We start from the raw sequence: 24822 nt of genomic DNA, 5'->3' as shown, positions 1-24822 counted from the left end.
ATGGCTTCTCTGACAATCAAAAACGCCGTTAAACGCTATGGAAATGTCGAGGTTTTGAAAGGCGTCGATATCGACTTAGAAGATGGTGAATTCCTGGTGCTTCTGGGGGCTTCGGGCTGCGGAAAATCCACTCTGCTAAACATGATCGCTGGCTTGGAAACAGTAACCGAAGGTGAAATCTCCATTGGTGATCGGGTGATCAACGATGTGCACCCCAAAGACCGCGATATCGCGATGGTCTTTCAGTCTTACGCACTTTACCCGAACATGACCGTTGGGAAAAACATAGCCTTTGGTCTGGAAATGCGTGGCGTCCCCAAACCCGAGCGTGAAGCAGCCGTTTTCGAAGTTGCCAAGATGCTGCAAATGGATCACCTGCTGGATCGCAAACCCAGCCAACTGTCTGGTGGGCAAAGGCAACGGGTGGCCATGGGACGCGCTTTGGTGCGACGCCCCGAAGTCTTTCTTTTTGACGAGCCGCTCTCGAACCTTGATGCAAAGCTGCGACTTGAAATGCGGACCGAGATCAAACGCCTTCACAAGCGGTTGAATGCGACAATGGTCTATGTCACCCATGACCAAATCGAAGCTCTGACGCTTGCTGACAGGATTGCGATCCTGAAAGACGGTGAAGTTCAGCAATTGGCGAGCCCTGCTGTAATCTACGACCGCCCCGTCAACATGTTTGTTGCCGGTCTCGTTGGGTCGCCTCCGATGAATTTCATCACGACCAAGGTATCGCGCACAGAAAAAGGTTTCGGGGCTGAGATTTATGTGCGTGCGCACGGGGCAGAGCACCCAATTTTGTTGGATCTCACAGATCATTCGACAAGTGTGGCCCCTTTTGTCGGCCGTGATATCGTAATTGGACTGCGTCCCGAGGCGATCACCCAAGCAGGTGTCGGTAGCGTCGAAACACAAAGCTTTGCCTCAGAGGTCGACGTGACCGAGGCGACGGGTGCCGATACTTTGTGCATCCTGAATTGGAACGGCAAAGAGGTCATGGCCCGAGTTAGTTCTGGGTATGCACAGATCATTGAGGGCACTATGGAATTCGCCGTAGATATGTCGCGCGCAAGCCTGTTCGATCCGGATACCGAAACGAGGTTGGATTGAATGGTGCCCAACAATGAGCGAAAGCCAGCGACAAAGAGCAAAGGCGCATTATGTGGAACCTCGTAGCAGATGTCGGCGGCACCAATATGCGCATCGCCGCAATTTCAAATGCTGGTTCGATTGTTGATCAAAGATCCTTTCATTCCAAAGGCGATCTTGATTTCTTGCAAGCCTGCACAGCGTTTGTAGCCGAACATGATCGACCACCAGAGGGCGTGGTAGTTGCTGCCGCAGGCGTTGTGGCCAACGGATCTGTTGAGTTGACGAATTCGAACCAAAAGTTCTCAGAAGTTGAACTTGCCCAAGTCTGCAAGGCTTCCAGCGTCAAGATTTTGAACGACTTTGAAGCAGCCGCTTGGTCGCTGGCCACGATAACGCAGTCCGATGTGCTGGCCTTGCAAGGCAGCACAGACATTCCACACGGTCCCCGGGTGATCATTGGTCCAGGAACGGGACTTGGTGTTGGTGCTCTGATCTGGGTGCACGGTCAACCGCATGTTGTGCCCGGAGAAGGTGGTCATGTCAGCCTTTCGCCGCAATCAGCTCAAGAAGTAGGTTATTTCGAAGAACTGGTGGATTTGTGGCCTGAGGTAAGGATCGGCGCCGACCTTGCTGTCGAAGCCGAAGCAATCGTGTCAGGAACAGGTGTCCCGGTATTGTATCGCGCAATCGCAAAAGCCCGAAACACGCCGGTTGAGCCCAAGACATCTGAACAGGTGTTTGCTTTGGCAAAGGCGGGGGCAGACCAAAATGCAGTCATCGCTATAGATTTGTTTCGCCGTTTCCTGGGACAGATTGCAGGCGATTTGGGTCTGGTCTTTGGCGCAACGGGTGGGGTTTTTATCAGTGGCGGCGTAGCCCTTTCAAATCCGTGGGTTTTTGATGACAGCTTCTTAGCTGCGTTTAACGCAGGTGGGCGCCACAGCAGTTGGCGGACAAAAATGCCGGTATACCTCTACCAAAATCCTGACTTCGGCCTTCTTGGCGCGCGAAACTATATTTCCACTCGGTAAGGAGAACCCCGATGTCAAAGCTCAAAGTCGGTCTTTTGGGCTATGGTGGTGCCGGCCGTGTATTCCATGCCCCACTGATAGCGGCTGAACCCCGCTTACACCTGCACCGTATCGGGAGCCGGGATTTCACAAACAAGACTCTGCCTCACGGCGTCACTGGCGCGCCTATTGCAGAAGTGATCGCGGATCCGGAGGTCGATCTGATCGTTATCGCGACGCCAAATGACAGCCACGCATCGCTGGCCGAGCAAGCCTTGCGCGCTGGTAAGCACGTAATTGTCGATAAGCCTTTCACCCTCAATAGCAACGAGGCGGCATCGGTTGTTGCGATGGCCGCAGACACCGGCAAGGTGCTGAGCATTTTTCAGAACCGCCGTTGGGATGGCGGTTTCCTGACCGCGCGCAAGGTGTTCAATGACGGCCATCTCGGCTCTATCAACTACGGCGAATTTCATTTTGACAGATACAGCCCCGCGATTAAAAATCGTTGGCGCGAATGGGAAAGGCCCGGCGCGGGGATCCTTTATGATCTTGGCCCGCATCTGATCGATCAGATCATGTGCCTATTTGGGAAACCAGATGCCGTGACCACCAATGTGGCGCATCAAAGGACAGGCGCACAGGTTGAAGATTTCTTTCACATCATTCTTGAATTCGGACCCGCGCGGATCGTTGCGCATGCCAGCTCCTTGATGCCTGATCACCTGCCCCGCATTTCGCTCTTTGGCGAAAAGTCGAGCTTCTTTCAGTTTGGTTTTGATGGGCAAGAAGCGGCCCTAAAACGAGGGCAGCACCCCGGTGACGTGCATTGGGGCGCAACCCCAAATGCCGAGCTTTATCTGATGGACACAGACGGGGCACGCACGGATGTTCCTATACTGCCCGGCCAGTACGAAGCATTCTATGAAAACATCGCGGATGCCATTTGTGATGGTACAGAACTGGCTGTCACAGGTGCACAGGCACTGAACGTAATGCGCGTTCTAGATGCTGCACAACTGTCTGCCAAATCAGGCCATAGAATCCGGCTCTAATCTCTGCCCAATTGGCTAGCGGCGCGCGCTAGCTTTTCAATTTCGTCCCAATTGCCACTTTGAACCAACCGATCAGGTGTAACCCAGCTTCCACCGACACATATCGTATTGGGTAAACTTAGGTAGGATCCAACGTTAGATGGGCCGACCCCTCCGGTAGGGCAGAAACTGATATGCGGCAACGGAGCTGCGAGCGCACGCAGCATGGCCGCCCCACCAGAGGCTTCTGCAGGAAAGAGTTTCAACATGTCATAACCGCGTTCGGCAAGGCACATTGCCTCTGATGCGCTGGCGGCTCCCGGTAAAAGAGGCAGGTCGGCTTCTTCAGTTGCCGATAGCAGGGTATCGGTCGATCCTGGCGACACACCGAATTGTGCGCCAGCATCTTTGGCCCGATGCACATCTTCTGGTGTCAGCAAGGTTCCGGCCCCAACAGTGCCACCGGCAACAGACGACATTTCGCCGATCACTTCTAGCGCAGCGGGTGTACGCAATGTCACCTCCAACACTGGCAGACCGCCTTTTACCAATGCCTCAGCCAAAGGCTTAGCATGCGCCGGATCATGTACGACAAGAACAGGAATGACTGGCGCAAGTCCGCACAGTGCGCGTGTGCGATGGCTGGCTTGGCTCGGTGTCATATTCACACTTGGTCTCCAAAGATGCTTGCACCTTGATCTGCAGGACCAACAGCGGCCCGAAACGTCGCGAAAAGCTCGCGGCCCACACCAAATTGCCCTGATGCTTGGCTGGCAGAAACTGGTGAACGCTCCGCTACACCTTCAGTGAGAATATCCAACGTACCCGCCAAAGCGTCGATCCGTAGCACATCACCGTCTCGCAACTTAGCAATTGTGCCGCCATCAGCGGCTTCGGGACAAACATGAATGGCCGCCGGCACCTTGCCCGAAGCACCTGACATCCGCCCGTCCGTTACGAGTGCAACCTTCAAACCGCGGCCTTGTAAGATCGAAAGAACCGGGGTCAGGCCATGCAGTTCGGGCATGCCATTACACTTTGGCCCCTGAAAGCGAACGACAATGATAGTATCGGTTGTGAAGTCGCCTGCCTTGAACGCGGCTTTTACAGTGCCTTGGTCGTGGAAAACACGCACAGGTGCCTCGATTAAGCGATGCTCAGCTGCCACAGCCGACACCTTCATCACCGAAGACCCCAACGGCCCCTGCAAATGTGATAATCCGCCTGTAGACTGAAACCCTTCTGTCGCTGGGCGTAGGATCGCTTGCTTCAGGCTTGCATCCGCACCCTGCACCCAAGTCAACTCTCCCTCTGAAAGCTTTGGATCAGAGCGGTAAGCGGCAAGCCCGTCGCCAGTGATGGTCTTCACGTCAGGGTGCAACAACCCGCTATCTAACAATGAGCCTATCATGAAACCCAATCCACCGGCCGCATGGAAATGGTTCACGTCAGCCAAACCATTGGGATAGATCCGCGCCATCAGCGGGACAACTTTTGACAAATCCGCAAAATCACGTGGCTCAAGCACGATACCGCCGGCGCGCGCCATAGCGATCAAATGAATAAGCAGATTGGTCGACCCCCCAGTCGCCATCAATCCGACAATACCGTTTACATAAGCCTTTTCGCTGAGAACATCGCAAACCGGCGTATAGGTATCACCCAAAGCGCTAAGAGAGAGCGCGGTCTGAGCGCCGTGTTGCGTAAGGGCGTCCCGCAACGGGGTGTTCGGAGATACAAAACTAGCCCCCGGCAGGTGCAACCCCATGAACTCCATCAGCATCTGGTTGGTATTTGCGGTGCCATAAAATGTACATGTGCCGGGCCCGTGATAAGCAGACATTTCTGCCTCCATCAACGCTTGGCGGCCTACGTTTCCTGCAGCAAATTCCTGACGAACTTTGGCCTTTTCGTCGTTGCCAAGACCACTGGTCATGGGCCCCGCAGGCAAAAAGACCGCAGGCAAATGCCCAAAGCTTTGTGCTGCGATCACAAGGCCCGGCACGATCTTGTCGCAGACCCCCAGAAAGGCAACTGCATCATAAGTGTTATGGCTCAGCGCAACAGTCGCCGCCATTGCGATCAGATCACGGGAAAACAGGCTTAGTTCCATACCCGCCTCGCCCTGAGTTACCCCATCACACATGGCCGGAACCCCGCCTGCGACTTGAGCGGTACCGCCAACTGCGCGAGCAGCTTCCTTGATAATCTCGGGATATCTTTCAAAAGGTTGGTGAGCTGACAACATGTCATTGTACGCGGTCACAATGGCCAGATTTCCAGCCTGCATATCCACCAGCGTTTGCTTGTCCTGATCCATCGCGGCATAAGCATGCGCTTGCCCACTACATGACAAATGCCCACGTGATGGGCCCTTCGCCGCTGCCGCACGCATACGCTCTAGATAGGCGGATCGCCTCGCGAAGCTGCGTTCAATAATCCGGTCAGTGACGAGTTGCAGTGTTGGATGCAAATGAGCCATGAAAGGTCTTTCTTAATGGAAACGAGAGGGAATTTAGCGTCCAATAGGTCGCCAACGCCGTCCATCTCGGTGAATAAGCAACAGTGAATCTTCGGGACCTGATCCGCCGACATCGTAAGTCGAAGGCGCAAAGCGTTTTTCCTGCCATGCCTCAATAATTGGATCGGTCCATTCCCATGCCGCAACGACCTCGTCACCGCGCATGAAAAGGGTTTGATCACCCCGCACGACATCCATAATTAGACGTTCGTACGCATCTTGTGACCGCTCGGTGGGCACACGGGTATCTGCGAAACTCATGTCCAGAGACGCATCAGCCAGACGCATACCCCCAGGACCGGGGTCTTTGATGGTGGTATGAAGCGTTATACCTTCGTCAGGCTGCAATCGAATGACAAGCGTGTTGCCCTTGTGCCCCTCGGTACCATCAAAAATCATGTGCGGCGGGTCGCGAAACTGCACTACGATCTCTGACACTCTTTCTCTCAAACATTTACCTGTACGCAGGTAAAACGGCGTACCCGCCCATCGCCAATTCGCAACCTGAACCTTCATGGCAACAAAGCTTTCGGTTTGGCTATGCGGATTGCCTGCATGGTCCAGATAGTCTTCCCCGGGCACGGAAGATACGTACTGTCCCCGGGCGATATTGGCGTTTGAAACTGGCTCTAGCGCTTGGATTACTTTGACTTTTTCGTTGCGTACCGCTGTTGCCGAGAATTTTGATGGGGGTTCCATCGCAATCAGACACAACAGCTGCATCAGGTGGTTTTGCACCATGTCACGCATGGCGCCGGATTGATCATAATATTCGCCCCGTCCCGCAATACCCATGTCCTCGGCGACGGTGATTTGCACATGATCGATATGCGCGGCGCTCCAAAGCGGCTCAAACAGAGAGTTTGCGAACCTGAGAGCCATCAAGTTCTGAACAGTTTCCTTACCCAAGTAATGATCAATGCGGTAAATTTGATCTTCCTCAAAACTGTTCAGAAGCTCCTTGTTCAGCGCCTGTGCAGATGGCAAATCATGTCCAAAGGGCTTCTCTACTACGATCCGGCTTTCACGGTTCGAACACCCGCTGGCACGCAATCGCGAAGCAATAGTGCCAAACAATCCTGGGGCCACCGACAGGTAAAACACGCTGATAATCTGTGGGCGCATTTTTGAGGACAAGACATCCCAGCCCGTTTCGGTGCTCGCATCGATTTGCACGTAGTCAATGAGGCTCAAAAACCTTTTCACACAGCTTTCGTCTGCCGATGCAGTGTCGCTGAACTCTTCCAGACACTTTGCTACGAAACTACGGAATGCCTGCTTTGACATGTCGCTGCGTGACGCACCAATGATCCGACTTTCTTCTGAAAACTGTCCGACCTGAAATCGGTGAAACAGACTAGGCAGAACCTTTCTCCGCGCTAGGTCACCCGTGGCGCCAAACAGGACAAGATCAAAGGTAGAGACAGGTATGACGCGAGAAACCATGAGACTTTTCCGACTAACTGTTGACGCAAATAGGCTGGTTTGCCTGTTGCATTAGACTAGCCATATAAGCCCCTGTGTCGATCATCCTGTTAGAGAAACCCCACTCATTGTCGTACCAGCACAGCACCCGGATCATGCCGTCCCGGGTGACCGCAGTTTGAGCCGGGGCAAACACCGAAGAGAATGAGTTGTGATTGAAATCACTGGAAACCAATGGCGCGGCCTCAAACCCGAGGACACCTTTTAAAGGCCCAGTTGTGGCAGATTGGAGGACCTTGTTCACGGTCTCAACATCCGTTGACCTCCGAGGCATGAAGCAGAAGTCGATGAGTGACACATTCGCCGTCGGCACCCGTATCGCAGAGCCTTCAAGACGGCCCTCCAATTTGGGCAAGACTTGTGAAATCGCGCGGGCGGCGCCAGTGGACGTGGGCACCATAGACAACCCAGCAGCACGCGCACGATAGAGATCTGAATGATCGCGATCATGCGAAGGCTGGTCACCGGTATACGAATGAACGGTTGTCACGTATCCGGTCTCAATACCAAATGCAGCATCTAATACCTGCGCCACAGGAGCCAAGCAGTTGGTTGTGCAAGACGCGTTCGAAACAACGATATCCGTGCTCTCAATCTCCAAATGGTTGACGCCAAATACGACGGTCCGGTCGGCATCAGAAACAGGAGCTGAGACTAGTATTTGTTTACTGCCATTGGCTAGATGCCGCGCCGCTTTTGCCCGTTCATTGAAATGGCCAGTGCATTCGAAAACGATGTCTACATCATGCCAATCGAGATCCTCAGGGCTTCGACAAGACGACAACCGGACCGTTTGATTTCCGGCGTGCAAAAGCTGGTTCTGGTCGCACGAAACATCGCCCGCGAACCGGCCGTGAACGCTGTCATATTTCAATAAGTGGGCGACATGATCAGCCGGAGCCAGATCATTTGCTGCCACGACTCGGATATCTGACCGGTTCTGTTCAGCCAAAGCACGCAATACGCACCGTCCGATCCGCCCAAGTCCGTTGATTGCAATCTGCGTTGTCATAGACACGTCCCCCCTCTTAGTAGCTGGAAAGCCACTTGGACTGTTAGCGTTAACAAAGTTAGCGGTAACATAGAGAAGTGGGCGAAAAAGGCAATGGGTGTTACAAAACTCAATATTTCCCGAGACCAAGACATGGGAAAGCGCAGTAAGCGACCTTTGCAACATCTGGGCAGTGGTACCCAAGTATCCCAAAAGGTCGGCCCTTGCAGACGTTTACAAATCTCTTCGACGCGGCACCGTCAAAGCGGACATTGGCACCCACGAAACTGCCAAAATCTAATCCGCGTCAAACTCCAGTCCGGATTAATCAGCGAAGACCTGCAATAGTCCCATACCTGTTGACCTGCAAACATTCCGATTTGGGTTGAAAGAACGGTGCACCATCCAAGTTCAGTGCCACCGATGATATCGGTGTGTAATGTATTAGCAATCATGGCGATGCGATTTGGTGGGATCCCACCAAGCGAAGCTTCTTCGAGCGCGTAGCCTTCAGCGAATGTATTACTAATTAAACCGAATACGCACCATTCCCTTGGTCCAAAGTGCAGAAAACCGTCAAGACTGACCTAGAAGAAACTCGATGTTCAGTAGAAGTCGATTTCTTGCACATCAATTTGGGCGCTGTGATCACGTCCAAATGCAACTACACCGATGGAGGAAATGGATCTCGCAGTTGGTGTCTTGCGCAACAATCGACCTGAAGGTTCAAAAGACGTGAGAGGCAGTCGGATTTCAGACCATCCCTCCGTCGAAGCAAAGTCTGCCTGATAATATTGCCACGGGAGAATTGTACCCGTGGTTCGAAGGTGAATGAAATAGCTTTCGGAGTTACCGCGCAACACCACCCGGACACCCACAACAGTGTCCGACAACGGTTTTTCCAATTGCCGTCTGAACTGAATAAAACCTCCATTGTTTTCTGTACTCACTGCTCCCGTTAATCTTGCGAACGACACACCTTGTTCTTGCACGAACTCGACGCTTCCGGTGGAGACTCCGCCCATCACTGTATCAGCAACGAATCCCCATCGTTTTGCAGGTTCAGCCTCAAAGTCTTCGAACATGCGTTCTTCGGCTTGAAGCCCCGCACCCCAACCCAATATGAAAACAGCCGCAAAGAATGATTTCTTAAAACGTGGCATAAGCCACCCTCCCCTCAGTTCAGGACTGCTATGGACAGGTTTAAAGCGGATGCAAAGCCAACCCACAACGCATAGGGTACCAAAGAAACCGCAGATACCCGATCCGCGACCCAGCTGAGGCGTATGAAGGCTAGAATTACGGCCAAGAGCGCCAAAATGATGGCAAAGGCTATCCACGGCTGCTGCATCGCGAAAAAGGTCGGAGACCAAAGAAAGTTTAAGCCCAACTGTGTCCACCAGAGCTTCATCTCGGGCGAGGATCTGTTCGCTTCCCATGCCCGCCATCCGGCCATGGCAATGAGAACATAAAGGGTGGTCCAGACGGGGCCAAAAACCCAGCTTGGCGGGTTAAACGATGGTTTGGCCAGGCTGGCGTACCAATCCCCGGGAGCAGTGAGTGTACCAATGAGTATTCCACTCGCGATAACCAGAAACAGAAACGCAGCGCGTGTCGTGATGTTTGTCATTCGACCGACATCCCTTTGTGATGAGAGACCCAGCTCATTTGTTCATTTTGCTGGGTCAAAATTGTCGCTGAAGGTCGACGTTTAACAGTTTGGCAATCGAACCTCAGCCTCAGAAAGAGTAGAGAACATTGCGGACTCCTTGGCCTGAGCATCCGAGTAGGAAACAACAGCGCCTTCTATTTCAGAGCCTGACACTGTAATCGCACGCTGACCGCGCGTGTCATCTACGTCGATCGTGAAAGCGATCGCTTCACTTGGAGCGAGGCTCACAATATCCAGCCTGACTTCAGTTTGCCCGTCCGTCACAATTGGTACCCCACCCAGGGCCTTAGCACCCTCCACCAATTCAAAGGGTTGAAACACTTCGACACCTTCACCTTGCGAGGTTACGTCAAAAATCAACCCACCCTGAGACGTCGAAAGATCGACCATCACAGAGGCATTGGAAACCGCGCACTGGCCAATGTTTTCGATCCGAAAGCGATCTTTTGGCGCACCCTCATCGAAGCTTACACGCAAGTCCGCTTGGGCGGTTGATGCAATCAATAAACAGGAAAAAAGACTTGTCGCGCGAAGCAGACGGAAAACAGTCGGCATTGGAAACCTCCATTCGTGGTTTGATTTATGAAGGAGTTACGTCTCGACCCGGTCATTGGATCAAGAATTTGAAGAAATACCTTCGCCGTAGTCTCCCAATCGGCCTTTGTTCCGATGATCAGTCAGACGCAGCTTCGATTGAGCAAGCGTCAAACGGCCATTGTTTCTCTGCACAACATCCCAAGCGGGCGGCTCACATTTGGTGATCGCAAAACCAACTTCCGCTTTGGGCCCTGATCAGATTACTTCGCTTTTTGCCCTTCGCAAAAATCAGGTTCAGGCCAAAAGATCGAGTTCCATTAGCACACAAGCTCCTTCGTGCTTGATGTCCAGAAAAGGCAGTTGCCCGTCTAGCTCGAAGTCTTCGTAGCCAATTGAATGAATGCCTGCGAAACCGGCATTAATAAATAGCCTTTGTGAAAAACGGTTTGTCGCTTCGGCAAAAGCAATCCGGTACCCAGATCTCTCGGCTTGCATTAAACAAGACGCCAGTAACTTCTTCGCGATTCCCCTTCTAGCGAAATCATCACGCACGGCGATCATAAATATATGGAGAAATTTTTCTGGCTTAATGTCGTGGGCATTCGAAAAAACGGCTTCCAACTGGTCAATTAGCGTGATGACTGGCTCAGAGCCTAAATCGACTGCATCAATTCCATCAGGAGGCGGCTGACCGAAATCATGTGCCAAAACCGCACCCACTATTTCACCGGAAGCTTCATCAAGCGCGACAGACGACAATCCTTCCTTTGCAGATTTCATCCCAAATAGAGCGGCAATTTTTTCGAGTTTCTCAGGCGAGAATTTGGTTGCAACGGCGGGAGGATCTCGCTGGCTGAAAACATTGCCAAGCAGTTTGGACATTTCCCCATTGTCTGTTTTTGACATTCGTCTAACCACGACTTCTGAACGAGCCATCCGTCAAATCCCCCAACAAATGCTGTTAACACTCACATGCACACTCTGCTGAGTCCAACAGTTTCACTTTGGTCGTGATCGTCCGGATTGCCTCTGTCCGAAGCGGACATGCCGCTTTGACACCAAGGGCGGCTTCCGGTCGTACGCTGCATCACCGTAGGTCGGCTCCGAGACCAGCGTATCGAATGCTGCGCGATGTTCGAACTGGTGCAACGCACCCTTTGCTGACATTGCTTAACGAAAGTGTGGGCAAGCCAGTCGCTCGTGCTTGGGCGACTAGAGGTTGATCCTTGAGGTGATATTTAGCACCCACTCGCCTCAACGCGAGACGCCGCATTGTGGATAGCTGAGAGCCGGACAACATTGTTTTGAAGTTGCTGTCCGGCTACGAGCATTTGATTGCATGCGAATGCCTGAGAAATAATGAAATCTTAACTCTATCTCGCCTTACAACATTAGACCGCCACCAGCTTGAACAATTTGCCCAGTGATCCAACCTGCGCGGCTGCTCGACAGCATTATAACCGCATTTGCGATGTCTTCTGGCTTGCCAAGGCGACCCATTGGCGTTTGAGCGATGATCATCCCGAGTATCTGTTCATCTGATTTAACGTCAGCTGATATGTCTGTATCGGTCATGCCTGGCGCAACTGCATTGACCCGGATACCCATTGGGCCAAGTTCAGCCGCGAGCAGTCTGGTGGCATGGTTACCGGCCGCTTTTGATGAACTGTAAACCGCAGACCCTGGAAACACCCCATGCGACATTGTTGAAGAAATGTTGATGACGGCCCCCTTGGTTTTGGCAAGGTGCGGTGTTGCTTCCCGTATAAGGGCCAGTGGTGCAAACACATTGGTCTGATAAATACGCTGGATCTCTGCGTCAGAGGTTTGAGACAAAGGCCCCATAGCCCCGGTGCCAGCATTGTTCACCAGAACATCCAGTTCTCCGAATTTAGCGATGGTCTCTTCAACAATTCGGGCCGGTTCACCGTTCTTGCTGACATCACTGCTGATATAGTGGGCTTGCGGGCTCAGTTCCTGAGCGGTGGCCTTAAGAACGGGCTGGCGCCGCCCAGTTATCACCACTTTTGCACCCAGAGCGACAAAGGCCGAGGCCGAAGCCTTCCCAATCCCTGTTCCGCCGCCGGTGATGAGCACCACTTTGTTTTCAAAGTTATCCATTTCAGTTTCCTAACTGTAGAATTACCGGGCATGCCTCTTGTTGAGGTCACCCGCATTTTTGATTGTTGTCCGTTTGAGTGAGCGAAGCGCGCTGATGGGTGCGAAGCCTGTCGAGGCGCAATCAGCGCCCAACAGCAAGGCTTGCGACCGTCGTCTTGGCGCTTTGGCCCGGCCGCGGGTTCGTCACATATTTGACCAAAACCGGTTCACTGGCATTCAGCCTGGTGCGGTCTCGACTCATGGCGCTATGGAGCACAAATGGTGGCAGATAGGTCATACCGACCATGAGGGCTGTTTGCTGAAAAGGTGCCAGAAATTCGAGCATGGAAAAGCTGTTAAATCCTTCGCTCTGATAGCTTTCCGCCGGACCGCCAGTAGAAACCACAAGCATCAGCTCTTTTCCATGCAACTGAGTACCACCGGGTCCATAAGCAAACCCGGCCAGCAACACTTGATCCAGCCAAGCCTTGAGAACAGGCGGTGATGAGTACCAGTAGAACGGGAACTGCAACACGACCCGGTCAGCTTGCCGAAGAAGGGCTTGCTCGACTGCGGGGTCAAATTGCATTTCCGGCCCACCGACCGCCATCAGGTCACGAGTTGTGACACCTTCTACAGTCGACAATGCGTTAAACCACATTCGATTGACCGAAGAGGATGCGAGGTTCGGGTGTGCTGTCAAAACCAAAGTATTCATAGGATGCCTTTGCCTCTGTGGTCGTGTGATGTGTTTACTTGTTAAGCAAATCTAGATATTTCCAATCAAACAACAATGACCCCATTTTTCACTTCCATGATGTAGGAGGTACACCAATGCGCCTACCTCTCTCCATGCTTGAAGTGTTCAATGCCATTGCCCAGCAGGGAAGCCTGAGCGCCGCTGCGCAAGAGCTGGGGCTCAAACGGTCTACGGTCAGTCACCAGCTCAAAAACCTTGAAGGTAGGCTTGGAACGGCGTTGTTCATTCGCACAACACGTTCGATCAATCTGACCGAGGCCGGACGGGCGTTGGTACGAAGCTCAGGCCCGGCATTTGAGCAACTATCTGACGGGGTTGAAAGCGCACAGACGGTAGGGCACGGGGCGCGGGGTACGCTAAAACTCGCTATTCCTGAGGTTGCCTATCATCTGCTGATCCGTGAAATGCTGGCACCATTTCAGGAGCGTTACCCTGAAATTGAAATCGAACTTTTGCTGACGGATGCTTTGTCGGATGTTCTTGGCGAGGGGTTGCATGCGGGGTTTCGCATTGGAGGTTTGATTGCGCAGGATATGGTCGCCATTAGCCTGACAGGCCCGCTGACAACCGCCGTGGTGGCAAGCCCAAAATACCTTAATGAGAAGGGCACACCGGAGAGTCCAAACGAGCTATTGCAACACAATTGCCTGCGCTATCGCTTTCAAAGCTCAGGCCAAATTGCACCCTGGACTTTTTCCGGCCCTGAGGGGGATTATCAAGTCAACGTGCGCGGAAGCTTGGTTGCCAATTCCTCGCCGGTAACGGTCGAAATGGCGGCTCGCGGGTTGGGCATTGCCTATACCTTTCGCGACTCTTGTTTGGACGCGTTGGAAACCGGACAAGTCAAAGAATTACTGAAAGGTCACCGAATTTCTATCCCCGGCATTAATATCTATTTTCCAAGGGAATACCGCTCGATGACACCGCTTCGACTGCTTGTTCAATACCTGAAAGAAAACCCAAGAAGCGCTTCAACGGCAGAGGCGGATTGAACCTTTCCGCGATTTGCCCTTCTGGAAAAAAATGCATGACGCTCTGAGAGTTGCCATTGAACTGCATGAAGCCAAATCTCACTTCGTCCCGCTTAGCAGAACTTCTATCCGAAATCTCGCTGCATAGCTCATCCCAAACCGACTTTCTCGCGACGTGGCAGCGTGCTCATTCTGTGTTGGCTGAATGATCGTGGGTTTTGCAAAGATCGCGATCTGCGCAATGCCGGCATATCCGCCCCGATGAGATAACAAAAGAACCCACGATCATAATCCGTCTCGGCATCTCCTCGTATCACCGGAGACATGCCCCCACCTGAGTGTTTTTAAAGGTGTCGATTCAACCCATGTACCCGACACATCGCATCCCCTGCGAGTTCTCGAGGTGCTCCTGAAGTTTCACGTCCGACATATCCGCGTATTCGGCATGTCTGGTAGTTTGATGGAGGCAGGCAACGCCAGGCCACCATTGCGCCTGATGCCTCAGCCATCATATCTCGAAGTTCAGACACACGCATTTGGTCGATGAAAAAGCTGGCATGCACTGACAGAACGGGCACACCTTGCTTGGTGAAGTAGTCATGGATACGGGCGGTGTTTTGATTGCCCGGATAGGTAGGCTGAAGGCCCTCGTCACTCGACCGCGTTCACCGAGCGCAAAGCGTCTTATGCGAACCACCCTTCTTGGGCGCATCACGACAGCGCAACCCATTGTGGTTGATAAATTTAACACTGACCAAAACCCGCGGATCATCGCCCCTTAGCTTGCCCTGGACCTTGAGGGAAAATGGCTCAAGCCAAACCATAATCCCCTCACGCTACCCGCAAGGATCAAACGTGTCACCGCTTCGTTTTCCGGACCTGCGCGCCATCTAGTGAACCAGAAATCAGTAGATCATGGCCCCAGCCAACAGCACACAGATGAAAATTGGTTTGCCAAAATTGTCAATTTTTGGAACTTAAGGCGCATCCCTTTTGGGCATAGCAAAGGATGGAGATCAATTGCACGAGGCCCGCCATGAACAAGCAAGCCAATAAAAAAACCCTGCCCAGCGTCTGCCCACTGGACTGCCCGGATACCTGCAGCCTGAACGCGCAGGTCCAAGACGGGACATTGATTGCCGTGAAGGGATCAAAGGCAAACCCCTACACAGATGGCGTGATCTGCAACAAAGTCGCACGCTACTATCCTGATTTCGTACATGGCCAATCTCGTCTGACCCATCCCCTAAAACGGGTCGGACCACGTGGATCGGGCGATTTCGAACGGATCAGCTGGGACGAGGCGCTTGATCTAATTCACGAGGCCTTCGCTGCGGCTATCGTCAAATACGGGCCTGAAACGATCCTGCCGTTCAACTATGCGGGCCCCCACGGTGAACTGGGCGGAGGGTCAATGGATCGCCGATTTTTCTACAATATGGGGGCGACCATGCTGAATCGCGGCCCACTTTGCGGTGCGGTACGCGGCGGTGCTTACGCCAGTGTATTTGGCAATGCACCGGGGATGCCTCCAGTTCAGGTGCTGCTTTCGGACCTTGTGCTCGTCTGGGGCAATAACGTGACCGTCTCAAACCTGCACCTTGCGCCGCTTTTGAAGGAGATGCGTAAAAAAGGTGGCAAGCTGGTCATCATCGATCCAAAACGCATCAAGATCGCAGAACAATGTGACATGCATATTCAGATCAGGCCCAACACGGATGTAGTGTTTGCGATGGGGCTGGCGGCTGAACTGGAACGACGCGATGCATTGGATCACGCTTTCATTGGCGATTGGGTGGTCGGGTTTGACACCTACATGGCGCAGGCGCGCGACTACAGCCTTGAACAAGTCGAAGAAATCTGTGGGATCAGTGCCAAAGAATTCCATGCTGTCGCCGACCTGATTCAGGCTGCAAAAAACATGGCCTGCTCTTTTGGCAACGGGATTGAACGGGGACGGTCGGGCGGATCCGGTTTGCGTGCGGGGATGATCCTGCCTGCGCTGACAGGGCATCACGGGCGTTTGGGCGCGGGGGTGGTTGCAAAATCCGGAGTCGCCACACCGAAAAACCAACCACGACTACATGGCGATCACCTGATGAAACCCGGCACCCGCGTGTTCAACATCGTTGATCTGGGCATGCTGTTGCAAGACGATACGTTGGAACCTCCGGTCACCGCCGCAATGATCTACAACCACAACCCGGTGGCCACGCACCCGGATCAGGTCAATCTGATAAAGGGCCTGATGCGCGAGGATCTGTTTCTGGCAGGCAGTGATGTTGTCATGACAGACAGCATGGCGCTGTGTGATGTCATTTTGCCAGCGTCATCGCATTTTGAGCATAACGATGTGTTCGGAGCCTATGGCCAAAACTATTTACAACGCGCAGAGCCCGTTATTCCCTGCGTAGGTGAAAGCCTTCCCAACACGGAAATCTTCCGCCGCCTCGCTGCCCGCTTTGGCTATGACGATCCGATTTTCAAAGCCGATGATGTTCAGTTGATGGATGACGCCATCAATTCGGACCACCCCCAGCTGAAAGGGATCAAAGGCAGCGCACTGCCGCTGGACAAGGCGATCGAGATGAAAGCCCTGAACGGCGAGCAGATGATCATGTGCCAGAATGTGATCCCGGCCACCCCCTCGGGTAAGATTGAACTGTTTTGTCAGGACTACGAGGACCGGTTTAGTTTTGGTGTGCCACGCTATGATCCGGTGCCGCAGGACCGTCCCTTTGTGATCATCACCCCCAGTTCGGACAAACGGACCAACGCCACCTTTGGCAGCCATATGGCCTCGCAAGGGCTGGAAATGGTTGAGATGCACCCATTGGATGCCGCTGAACGCGGGTTAAATGATGGAGCAAAGGTCACTGTATTCAACGATCTGGGTAAAGTGACACTGCAGCTAAAAGTAACTGACGCCACCCGCCCCGGGGTGCTCTATTCCCCCAAAGGCACTTGGTGCGCCACCTCTGACACTGGGCTGACCGTGAACGCGCTGATCCCGTCGGATGTGCGCACCGATATCGAGCACGGCGCAGCGTACCACGAAACTTTTGTGGAGGTGAAACCATGCTAACCGACCCCATGAAGTCCCTGATCCGAGCGTTTTCGGCCGGATCAGTGGCCACAGTGAATACAAATGGCACCCCATCGGTTTCTCCCAAGGCGACCTTTGTGATTTTGGATGATCAAACGCTGGCCTATGGCAACATTCGCAGCCCGCGCACATCAGCAAACCTGCGCGCCAATCCGGCGGTCGAGGTTTGTTTCACCGATGTCGTGCACCGGCGAGCCCTGCGGATCACCGGCACAGCCGAGATCCTCCGCGCGGCAGATGCGGGGCCGGACATTCACGCCGCCTTTGCTACCAGTTGGGCGGATTACAAATCGCGCATGTCGTCCTTTGTAGTGATCCGTATCACCGACGTCGAAGAGATCACATCACTCGCCTATGATGTTGGCATCACCGAAGCTGAACTAAAGGCGACGAACCTGGAAAAACTGAACGCGCTCTAAATCTCCCTGTTGGCGCGCTGGACTCCGGGAGGTCTCGCACATCCGGCTTTTTAGTTGGAGATTGGATATACCCCGCCCCCAAACGATCCCGGACATGATATTCCAAACGCGGGTGCGCAATGCGGACCTCGGCGAGCCATACCCCATCAAGTGAAAAGGACACCCTTCGGCAGAAATGCTAACAAGCCGCAGTATCATATTGGTTGCCCTGTCCTACGCCCTCACCCCCGCCAGCCATTTACCCCGAAACGAGACACATAATGCTGCATCCCAGACTCTGGGCATTGGCGTTGCTGATCTACCTGCCGGTCAAAGATGCCTGTGCCGTGTTCCAATGGGACAAGGCGTAAACATCGAAAAGGTGCGCATGCTGCCGAATGAAAATAGCAATTTCACGCAAGCAATTGGGATATTGGTCTCACGCAGCAAACAAGGTTTGGGAAATCTCAGTTAGCGACACTTGATGCATGTCGAGGGTGTGCGCATCCAAAAATCCTTTTTGGGTCCCGGGACGATACTGAATCCTTTGGGCGGGCCCTGCCTTTTAACCATGAATGCTCACGCTGTCATCCGGGGCTTCGGCCCTGTCAAACATCCCATAGTCACGGATCACCCCGGCAACGCGCAACCGGTATCCCGCGAAAATGCCATCCCGGCCTTTGGCCTGTCCCTCGCGGTGTCGCGACAAGCTGCGCCATTCTGCAACAGCGGCCTCGTCCCTGAAAAAAGAAAGCGACAACAGCTTGTCAGGATTGGTCAGACTTTGAAACCGCTCGACCGACAGGAACCCGTTGACCTGCTCTAGCAACGGCTTCAGATCAGCGGCGACCTCAAGATAATCCTGTTTACGCCCCTCACCGATTTCGACTTCAAATATGACTGCTATCAAGCGAGACACTCCCATTCTTTCTCTGACCCAATGCCATTCGGCAACAAGATGTATTTACCGAAAATACAAAGTTGAATCAAAGCATCGTCATGATGCTTTCTGAGCAGGCACTACACGGTTCTGCAATCCCCGAAGGCCGGCCATCGTTGCCTCGATCCCAGCCAAGGCCGCCACCAACATCAACAAGGCGCTACTACCCATCTCAACAATCATCCAGCCAGCCACCAGCGGAAAGCCAAAGATGCCAATGAAATAGCTAAGCGCGAAAAACTGCAGAGTCTGTGGCAGCAACGCGGGATCGGCATCATTCGCCGCCATTGCGGCAAGGATCGGATAGCTGACGCCATAGCCAATGCCGAACAAGAAAGCGACGACCAGATACATCGGCAAGTTGCCTCCAATTCCGAGGAACAGAACCACGGAGCCAAACATCACATATTGCAGGGCTGCGATGGTCAGATAAGGATTTGCCCCCCCCTTGAACCGCGCCAAGGCCACGCGAAACAAAACCACAGTCAGAGTGTAGGCAAGGAAATAGTCGGCATAGTTCAACCCACGTTGATCCGCAAAAACCGTCTGGAAATTGTTCATCCCCGCAAAGACCGAGGCCCCAAGGCAGACCATAATTACCGGCAGCCGGGCACGAGACCCAATGATCGCCGCGACGGCAGGTAGTGACAGTGAGGAACGCAGCTCAGGACCATTGGCAGCCGAATGCATGCGAACCGCACTTATGATGACAAAAAAGATCATCCCCGCCACCCCGCACAACACGGCCGTCAGGAAAAAGGCATCGTTCACGGTCAGCTCCGCAGACTCCATCATCGATGCCATCACCGGCGAAAGGCCAAACCCAGCCATCAATGCCACTGACAGGATTGCAAAATACCGCACGCGCTCGTCTGAAGTGACCAACCGTGTCAGCACAATGGGCGACAGCGCATAGGTCAATCCCCAGCCAGCTCCCAATGCAACGCTCGCAAAGATCAACAGCCCACCGATTCCATCTGCCAACCCATAGGCCGCCAGCGCGGTTGCAATCGCCAGACACGCCACTCCCAACGTGCGTACCCGGCCAAACCTGTCCGACAGGTGCCCCGCGTAATAGACCGTGATCAAAGTTGAAATCGTGGTGAGGAACAACATCACCCCAACGATCTTTTCGTTTGCGCCAAAGCCTTCAAACAGGCGTGGCAACATGAACGTCAAACCATAGGCCCCCGCCTGTAGGAAGCTAGCCAGATAAAACAAAGTGAACATCGTCAAACGGTTCATATCACTGACTCCATTTGTAATATTTTCACCCGCTGGAACAGAGGCAAAACAGAACTCAAGCGACACACCAACACCCGCCCAAGGTCCTGTACACACGTAAGCTGAGGCCACAGAGTTAATCTACGGGAAACCGAAATAATGGGCATGGCGGTGATCCTTTGGATTTTCGACACTGAAAGATGTGCCACGCCTTTGGATAGCTCTAAATGTCCAAAATATGAAAAAATGAGCATACCAAAATTGATCATTCAATCAGCCCATGCTTTCATCTGGCAGACACTCAAAAAAAACCGGCCCTGAACACTTCCGGTTCACCCCTCATCCGCACGCATCGTGCCGACATGAATTGAGATCTACACCTTACATTTTTGTTGCGTTTGAATGTCCTTGTATGCTCCTACTGCGGGATGACCCTGGCAATAAAGGCATTGCGCGCTGCTGCTTGGGTGAGCGGAGCCTTTCTGCTCGAAATCGAGGCCCCTATTGGCCTTGAGCGTGCATCTGGCTCCTTACTTACATAATCAGGCGGCGCGCCGCCAAGACAGGAAACTGGGCCATGCGACACAACGATCACCTTGAACAGTGGGACCGCGACAACTTTTTTCACCCCTCTACCCATCTGGCAGAATTTGCGCGGGGCAACTTGCCCCATCGCGTGATTACGGGCGGCTCTGACTGTCACATAGAAGACCGAGACGGCAACCGTTTGCTGGACGCATTTGCTGGGTTGTACTGTGTGAACGTCGGTTATGGTCGCCCTGAAATCGCCGACGCCATCGCCGATCAGGCCAAGGAACTGGCCTATTACCATTCCTATGTGGGCCATGGCACCGAGGCCTCGATCACCTTGGCCAAAATGGTTCTGGACCGGGCACCCGATCATATGTCCAAAGTCTATTTTGGCCTGTCCGGCTCGGATGCGAATGAAACCAACATCAAATTGATTTGGTATTACAACAACATCCTTGGTCGCCCGGAAAAGAAAAAGATCATCTCACGCTGGCGGGGGTATCACGGATCAGGCCTGATGACCGGATCTCTGACCGGGCTGGAACTGTTTCATAAGAAGTTCGACCTGCCCTTGGCACAGGTGCTTCACACCGAAGCTCCCTATTACTTCCGTCGCGCGGATCAGAACCAGACCGAGGCTGAATTCGTCGCTCATTGTGTCGCTGAATTGGAGGCGATGATCGCGCGCGAAGGTGCGGATACTATCGCCGCCTTTATCGGTGAACCCGTGCTGGGCACCGGCGGGATCGTGCCCCCGCCTGCCGGCTATTGGCCCGCAATTCAGGCCGTGCTGGATAAACACGACATCCTGCTGGTGGCTGACGAAGTGGTGACAGGATTTGGCCGATTGGGCAGCATGTTTGGGTCCGATCACTACGGCATGCGCCCCGATCTTATCACCATCGCCAAGGGTCTGACCTCAGCCTATGCACCGCTGTCTGGGTCAATTGTGTCGGACAAAATGTGGGCGGTTCTTGAACGTGGCACCGACGAAAATGGGCCGATTGGCCATGGCTGGACCTACTCGGCCCACCCCATCGGGGCGGCAGCCGGGGTGGCAAACCTGCAGCTGATCGACACGCTTGGCCTCGTTGAAAACGCGGGGTCTGTCGGCAGCTATCTGAACACCACGATGCAAGACGCCTTGGCCGATCATCCCAATGTTGGTGATATACGCGGCGAAGGGATGCTGTGCGCAGTTGAGTTTATGGCGGACAAAGAAAAGGGCACTTTCTTTGACGCAAGCGACAAGATCGGGCCACAGATTGCCGGTAAACTGCTAGAGCAGGACAAGGTGATTGCGCGAGCCATGCCACAGGGCGACATCCTTGGGTTTGCTCCCCCTTTCTGCCTGACCCGTGCCGAGGCCGACCAAGTGGTCGCCGCAACTCTGCGCGCCGTCACATCCGTTCTGGGCTAACATCACAAAAGGAGCCACCAAATGACCACGTCCAATGTGCCTTTTGGCCTCGCGGAATATGATCGCAGATTGAAAAAGACCCGTGCCGCCATGGCGGCCGCGGGTCTGGATGCGCTGTTTGTGACAGACCCCTCTAACCAAGCCTGGCTCACCGGGTATGACGGGTGGTCCTTTTATGTGCACCAAGGGGTGATCCTCACCATGGAAGGCGAACCCATCTGGTGGGGGCGCTACATGGATATGATGGGCGGTCGCCGCACCTGCTGGATGGCACACGAAAACATCCTTGGATACGGCGATCACTATATCCAATCCACTGTCGTTCACCCGATGCAGGATTTGGCACAGCAGCTCGCGTCGCGGGGTCTAGTACAGGCGCGCATCGGCGTGGAAATGGAAAACTACTACTATTCAGCCAAGGCCCACGCGGTCTTGGCTGAGGAACTGCCAAATGCGACGCTGGTGGATGCAACCGCTTTGGTGAATTGGCAACGCTTGATCAAATCAGACGACGAAATCGGCTTTATCCGAAAGGCCGCGCGCATCTCGGAAAAGGTGATCCACACCGCCATGGATCGCGCCGCACCGGGGGTACGCAAAAATGATCTGGTCGCGGATATCATACATGCCGGGATCACCGGTGTTGACGATGATTGGGGCGATTATCCCGCTATCGTCCCACTGACCCCATCTGGTCTGGACGCCACTGCTGCCCACCTGACATGGAACGGTGCCCCCATGCGCGAGGGCGAAGCGACCTTCTTTGAACTGTCAGGCTGTTATCGCAGATATCATGCGCCGATTTGTCGAACCATCTTTCTAGGCACCCCCTCGGATGAGATGCGCCGCGCAGAAGAGGCCCAGATCGAAGGCATCAACGCCGGGTTAGAGGCGGCGCGCGCAGGCAACCGCACCTGCGATATCGCCAATGCCTTTATGCAGGTCATAGCCAAACATGGGATCGAACGCACCGGCCGCATGGGCTATCCTATCGGGCTTAGCTATCCGCCCGACTGGGGCGAACGCACCGCATCCATCCGCAGCGAAGATGAAACCGAACTGGTTCCGGGCATGGTGTTCCATTTCATGCCTGCCCTTTGGATGGACAGCTGGGGATTGGAAACCACCGAAACTATTCTGATCCGCGACACCGGCGCGGCGGAACCCCTGTGTAATGTTGAACGCAAGCTGTTTGTCAAAGGCTAAGAGATGATCGAAGACACCAAGCGTATCCTGTCCGACCTGATCGCCTTTCCGACGGTGTCTGCCGACAGCAACCTTGAGATGATCGCCTATCTGGCGGATCGTCTCGCAGGGTGCGGGGCCAAGGTCGATATTCAGACGGATGAGACGGGGCGCAAAGCCAACCTGTTTGCCACGCTTGGGCCAGACTGCGACGGGGGCATCGTGTTGTCAGGTCACAGCGATGTTGTTCCTGTCACCGATCAGGATTGGACCAGCGACCCGTTTGTCATGACTGAACGCGACGGGCGTCTTTACGGGCGCGGCACCTGCGACATGAAAGGGTTCATCGCCGCGACCCTAGCCATGGCCCCGACGTTTGCGCAACAGGTGCAAGACAAGCCTGTGCATTTTGCCTTCACCTATGATGAGGAAACCGGCTGTATCGGCGCAGGCCAGCTGGCCCAATCCCTGATCGCACGCGAGATTAAACCGAGGCTCGCCATTATTGGCGAACCCACCGAAATGCGGGTCATCGAAGGTCACAAAGGCTGCTGTGAATACACCACGCGCTTTCAAGGGCTCGAAGGGCACGGTTCCGCCCCGGATCTAGGGGTAAATGCTGCCGAATACGCCGTGCGCTATGTGTCGCGCTTGCTGGACCTGCGCGACCGGCTGCAAGGCATGGCCCCGGAAACCAGCCGCTTTGAACCGCCATGGACCACGATCAATGTCGGCGCACTCCACAGCGGCAGCGTGCATAATGTGATCCCACCGAAGGCGCAGATTGATTGGGAAATGCGCCCGGTCCAGACCTCGGATGCGGATTTTGTCAAAGATGCAATGACCCGCTACTGCAACGACGTCCTGTTGCCCGCGATGCGCAGGGTGCACCCAGATGCCACCATCGAAACCGAGGTGATTGGAGAGGTTGCCGGCCTTGTTCCAACTGAGGTGAACGAAGCCCGGCAAATTCTGTTAGAACTCACTGGGGTAAACGGCACGGATCTTGTCCCCTTCGGAACCGAAGCTGGGATTTTCCAGTCCCTCGGGATGGATGTGGTTGTCTGCGGGCCAGGGTCGATCAATCAAGCGCACAAAGCGGATGAATATCTGGCGCTCGATCAACTGGCTCAATGCCTGACGGTGCTGGAAAAACTGGGCCACAAGCTGAAAAGATCCCACTAGCGCTTTGTCAGTCGCACTATCCCCGGACTGAGATGGGCCTACCGAAACTCGGCCATATCTGATTTCTTGCGCTTCATGGCATGAAAGTTTTCCATCGTGAACGCAATCTCGGCCCCGCTAGTCCAGTCAAAGAGAGACCGCTCTACCTGCGTCAGCGGCCCCTCATAAATATGGATAGCATGGCTCTGCCCTTCCCCCTCGGCCGTGATCGCATGGATCGCGTCAGGACCCAACCGCGTGACGTCCCCGGCGGACACATTGCGATTTCCACCATGGCGCAGCCTATCCTGTTCCTGCTTATACAAGACTTCCACCTCGGTCCCGCGATACACCGCGATGTGAACAGGCATGCAATGTTCGTGAGGGGCAAGAACCACATCAGCGTCATATCGACAGGTCCAGATCGAACAGGTCTCATCCTCAAACAACATGACTTCGTCTTCGGCCATTGCTGCGATCGCATCGGCAAACGCGTTAGCCTGTAGCAGGCTCTTGCGCAACACATCGCGCAGATCTGCCGAACAGGAATCCGAAGCAGCAGCGGCACGTGCACGCGTGACAAAATCTTCCAAAATGGTCTGGGTCCGTGATGTCGTCATGGATCATCCTCACAGGTATCAATAGCCTAAGGCGGGGGCGCACCATCCCGCACCA

At 54.0% G+C, this 24822-nt stretch carries 22 protein-coding genes; 9 read left to right on the top strand and 13 right to left on the bottom strand.

The features are described from left to right. From ABWV33_RS18190 to ABWV33_RS18180, 3 genes are read left to right on the top strand one after another with little or no spacing between them, the layout of a single operon-like run. On the top strand, positions 1 to 1116 hold the full coding sequence (locus tag ABWV33_RS18190; RefSeq protein WP_353332806.1) for an ABC transporter ATP-binding protein: 1116 nt from the start codon (positions 1 to 3) through the stop codon (positions 1114 to 1116). Between the two features lie 50 nt (positions 1117 to 1166). Next, complete coding sequence (locus tag ABWV33_RS18185) at positions 1167 to 2129, top strand: glucokinase (protein ID WP_353332804.1); 963 nt, start codon at positions 1167 to 1169, stop codon at positions 2127 to 2129. Positions 2130 to 2140: 11 nt separating this feature from the next. Next, positions 2141 to 3163 carry an oxidoreductase gene (locus tag ABWV33_RS18180; protein ID WP_353332802.1) on the top strand — a complete coding sequence of 341 codons (1023 nt, stop codon included), beginning with the start codon at positions 2141 to 2143 and terminating at the stop codon, positions 3161 to 3163. Here the strand turns inward: ABWV33_RS18180 and eda are convergent. The 10 genes from eda to ABWV33_RS18125 all read right to left on the bottom strand — a co-directional run bounded on the left by eda (position 3160) and on the right by ABWV33_RS18125 (position 13166). Then, the gene (gene eda, locus ABWV33_RS18175) at positions 3160 to 3804 is read right to left on the bottom strand and encodes a bifunctional 4-hydroxy-2-oxoglutarate aldolase/2-dehydro-3-deoxy-phosphogluconate aldolase (RefSeq protein WP_502930923.1); all 645 of its coding nucleotides are present in this window, start codon (positions 3802 to 3804) and stop codon (positions 3160 to 3162) included. The genes ABWV33_RS18180 and eda overlap by 4 nt on opposite strands. A gap of 2 nt (positions 3805 to 3806) precedes the next feature. Further along, on the bottom strand, positions 3807 to 5624 hold the full coding sequence (gene edd, locus ABWV33_RS18170; protein ID WP_353332798.1) for a phosphogluconate dehydratase: 1818 nt from the start codon (positions 5622 to 5624) through the stop codon (positions 3807 to 3809). Positions 5625 to 5657: 33 nt separating this feature from the next. Then, on the bottom strand, positions 5658 to 7109 hold the full coding sequence (gene zwf / locus ABWV33_RS18165; protein WP_353332796.1) for a glucose-6-phosphate dehydrogenase: 1452 nt from the start codon (positions 7107 to 7109) through the stop codon (positions 5658 to 5660). A gap of 13 nt (positions 7110 to 7122) precedes the next feature. Further along, positions 7123 to 8160: a type I glyceraldehyde-3-phosphate dehydrogenase gene (gene gap / locus ABWV33_RS18160; RefSeq protein WP_353332793.1), complete on the bottom strand. Its 1038-nt coding sequence runs from the start codon at positions 8158 to 8160 to the stop codon at positions 7123 to 7125. A 584-nt stretch (positions 8161 to 8744) separates the two neighbouring features. After that, positions 8745 to 9302: a CIA30 family protein gene (locus tag ABWV33_RS18150; RefSeq protein WP_353332791.1), complete on the bottom strand. Its 558-nt coding sequence runs from the start codon at positions 9300 to 9302 to the stop codon at positions 8745 to 8747. A gap of 14 nt (positions 9303 to 9316) precedes the next feature. After that, positions 9317 to 9769, bottom strand: coding sequence for a TspO/MBR family protein (locus tag ABWV33_RS18145; protein ID WP_353332789.1), 453 nt, complete (start codon positions 9767 to 9769; stop codon positions 9317 to 9319). An 81-nt stretch (positions 9770 to 9850) separates the two neighbouring features. Continuing rightward, positions 9851 to 10366 (bottom strand): aggregation factor core, encoded by a 516-nt coding sequence (locus ABWV33_RS18140; RefSeq protein WP_353332787.1) that lies wholly within the window; start codon positions 10364 to 10366, stop codon positions 9851 to 9853. A gap of 276 nt (positions 10367 to 10642) precedes the next feature. Next, a complete protein-coding gene (locus ABWV33_RS18135) occupies positions 10643 to 11284 on the bottom strand; it encodes a GNAT family N-acetyltransferase (RefSeq protein WP_353332785.1) in 642 nt (213 codons plus the stop codon). Positions 11285 to 11731: 447 nt separating this feature from the next. After that, a complete protein-coding gene (locus ABWV33_RS18130) occupies positions 11732 to 12469 on the bottom strand; it encodes an SDR family NAD(P)-dependent oxidoreductase (protein WP_353332783.1) in 738 nt (245 codons plus the stop codon). Positions 12470 to 12590: 121 nt separating this feature from the next. Next, the gene (locus tag ABWV33_RS18125; protein ID WP_353332781.1) at positions 12591 to 13166 is read right to left on the bottom strand and encodes an NAD(P)H-dependent oxidoreductase; all 576 of its coding nucleotides are present in this window, start codon (positions 13164 to 13166) and stop codon (positions 12591 to 12593) included. Between the two features lie 116 nt (positions 13167 to 13282). On the opposite strand from ABWV33_RS18125, the gene ABWV33_RS18120 reads away from it, so the two are divergent. The 3 genes from ABWV33_RS18120 to ABWV33_RS18110 all read left to right on the top strand — a co-directional run bounded on the left by ABWV33_RS18120 (position 13283) and on the right by ABWV33_RS18110 (position 17704). Then, positions 13283 to 14200: a LysR family transcriptional regulator gene (locus ABWV33_RS18120; RefSeq protein WP_353332779.1), complete on the top strand. Its 918-nt coding sequence runs from the start codon at positions 13283 to 13285 to the stop codon at positions 14198 to 14200. A 1015-nt stretch (positions 14201 to 15215) separates the two neighbouring features. Continuing rightward, positions 15216 to 17264: a molybdopterin oxidoreductase family protein gene (locus tag ABWV33_RS18115; protein WP_353332777.1), complete on the top strand. Its 2049-nt coding sequence runs from the start codon at positions 15216 to 15218 to the stop codon at positions 17262 to 17264. Then, the gene (locus ABWV33_RS18110; RefSeq protein ID WP_353332775.1) at positions 17258 to 17704 is read left to right on the top strand and encodes a pyridoxamine 5'-phosphate oxidase family protein; all 447 of its coding nucleotides are present in this window, start codon (positions 17258 to 17260) and stop codon (positions 17702 to 17704) included. The genes ABWV33_RS18115 and ABWV33_RS18110 overlap by 7 nt, the downstream gene beginning before the upstream one ends. Positions 17705 to 18248: 544 nt before the next feature. Here the strand turns inward: ABWV33_RS18110 and ABWV33_RS18105 are convergent. Together ABWV33_RS18105 and ABWV33_RS18100 are read right to left on the bottom strand one after the other, a co-directional pair. Continuing rightward, the gene (locus ABWV33_RS18105) at positions 18249 to 18593 is read right to left on the bottom strand and encodes an antibiotic biosynthesis monooxygenase family protein (RefSeq protein ID WP_353332773.1); all 345 of its coding nucleotides are present in this window, start codon (positions 18591 to 18593) and stop codon (positions 18249 to 18251) included. Positions 18594 to 18680: 87 nt separating this feature from the next. Then, positions 18681 to 19868 (bottom strand): MFS transporter, encoded by a 1188-nt coding sequence (locus ABWV33_RS18100; protein WP_353332771.1) that lies wholly within the window; start codon positions 19866 to 19868, stop codon positions 18681 to 18683. Positions 19869 to 20424: 556 nt separating this feature from the next. Here ABWV33_RS18100 and ABWV33_RS18095 point away from each other — a divergent pair. Genes ABWV33_RS18095 through argE form a run of 3 tightly spaced genes read left to right on the top strand, consistent with a single transcriptional unit; the run spans position 20425 to position 24168 of the window. Continuing rightward, positions 20425 to 21798, top strand: coding sequence for an aspartate aminotransferase family protein (locus ABWV33_RS18095; RefSeq protein WP_353332769.1), 1374 nt, complete (start codon positions 20425 to 20427; stop codon positions 21796 to 21798). Positions 21799 to 21819: 21 nt separating this feature from the next. Next, positions 21820 to 23004, top strand: coding sequence for a M24 family metallopeptidase (locus ABWV33_RS18090; RefSeq protein WP_353332767.1), 1185 nt, complete (start codon positions 21820 to 21822; stop codon positions 23002 to 23004). Between the two features lie 3 nt (positions 23005 to 23007). Then, positions 23008 to 24168, top strand: a complete 1161-nt coding sequence (gene argE, locus ABWV33_RS18085) for an acetylornithine deacetylase (protein WP_353332765.1) — start codon at positions 23008 to 23010, stop codon at positions 24166 to 24168. Between the two features lie 38 nt (positions 24169 to 24206). On the opposite strand, the gene ABWV33_RS18080 is transcribed toward argE, so the two are convergent. After that, a complete protein-coding gene (locus ABWV33_RS18080) occupies positions 24207 to 24767 on the bottom strand; it encodes a hypothetical protein (protein WP_353332763.1) in 561 nt (186 codons plus the stop codon). Positions 24768 to 24822 lie beyond the last annotated feature (55 nt).

The sequence above is a fragment of the Phaeobacter sp. NW0010-22 genome (genome assembly GCF_040365955.1).
In the GTDB taxonomy this organism is placed as follows: domain Bacteria; phylum Pseudomonadota; class Alphaproteobacteria; order Rhodobacterales; family Rhodobacteraceae; genus OMPR01.
This window is presented reverse-complemented; position numbering and strand designations above follow the sequence as displayed.

Coding starts and splice junctions, on each gene's coding strand:
- ABWV33_RS18100 (WP_353332771.1), bottom strand. CDS start 19,868: ATGAACCGTTTGACGATGTTCACTTTGTTTTATCTGGCTAGCTTCCTA.
- ABWV33_RS18080 (WP_353332763.1), bottom strand. CDS start 24,767: ATGACGACATCACGGACCCAGACCATTTTGGAAGATTTTGTCACGCGT.
- gap (WP_353332793.1), bottom strand. CDS start 8,160: ATGACAACGCAGATTGCAATCAACGGACTTGGGCGGATCGGACGGTGC.
- ABWV33_RS18130 (WP_353332783.1), bottom strand. CDS start 12,469: ATGGATAACTTTGAAAACAAAGTGGTGCTCATCACCGGCGGCGGAACA.
- ABWV33_RS18115 (WP_353332777.1), top strand. CDS start 15,216: ATGAACAAGCAAGCCAATAAAAAAACCCTGCCCAGCGTCTGCCCACTG.
- ABWV33_RS18135 (WP_353332785.1), bottom strand. CDS start 11,284: ATGGCTCGTTCAGAAGTCGTGGTTAGACGAATGTCAAAAACAGACAAT.
- ABWV33_RS18090 (WP_353332767.1), top strand. CDS start 21,820: ATGACCACGTCCAATGTGCCTTTTGGCCTCGCGGAATATGATCGCAGA.
- ABWV33_RS18145 (WP_353332789.1), bottom strand. CDS start 9,769: ATGACAAACATCACGACACGCGCTGCGTTTCTGTTTCTGGTTATCGCG.
- argE (WP_353332765.1), top strand. CDS start 23,008: ATGATCGAAGACACCAAGCGTATCCTGTCCGACCTGATCGCCTTTCCG.
- zwf (WP_353332796.1), bottom strand. CDS start 7,109: ATGGTTTCTCGCGTCATACCTGTCTCTACCTTTGATCTTGTCCTGTTT.
- ABWV33_RS18110 (WP_353332775.1), top strand. CDS start 17,258: ATGCTAACCGACCCCATGAAGTCCCTGATCCGAGCGTTTTCGGCCGGA.
- ABWV33_RS18140 (WP_353332787.1), bottom strand. CDS start 10,366: ATGCCGACTGTTTTCCGTCTGCTTCGCGCGACAAGTCTTTTTTCCTGT.
- ABWV33_RS18180 (WP_353332802.1), top strand. CDS start 2,141: ATGTCAAAGCTCAAAGTCGGTCTTTTGGGCTATGGTGGTGCCGGCCGT.
- ABWV33_RS18190 (WP_353332806.1), top strand. CDS start 1: ATGGCTTCTCTGACAATCAAAAACGCCGTTAAACGCTATGGAAATGTC.
- eda (WP_502930923.1), bottom strand. CDS start 3,804: ATGACACCGAGCCAAGCCAGCCATCGCACACGCGCACTGTGCGGACTT.
- ABWV33_RS18185 (WP_353332804.1), top strand. CDS start 1,167: ATGTGGAACCTCGTAGCAGATGTCGGCGGCACCAATATGCGCATCGCC.
- ABWV33_RS18150 (WP_353332791.1), bottom strand. CDS start 9,302: ATGCCACGTTTTAAGAAATCATTCTTTGCGGCTGTTTTCATATTGGGT.
- ABWV33_RS18095 (WP_353332769.1), top strand. CDS start 20,425: ATGCGACACAACGATCACCTTGAACAGTGGGACCGCGACAACTTTTTT.
- ABWV33_RS18120 (WP_353332779.1), top strand. CDS start 13,283: ATGCGCCTACCTCTCTCCATGCTTGAAGTGTTCAATGCCATTGCCCAG.
- edd (WP_353332798.1), bottom strand. CDS start 5,624: ATGGCTCATTTGCATCCAACACTGCAACTCGTCACTGACCGGATTATT.
- ABWV33_RS18125 (WP_353332781.1), bottom strand. CDS start 13,166: ATGAATACTTTGGTTTTGACAGCACACCCGAACCTCGCATCCTCTTCG.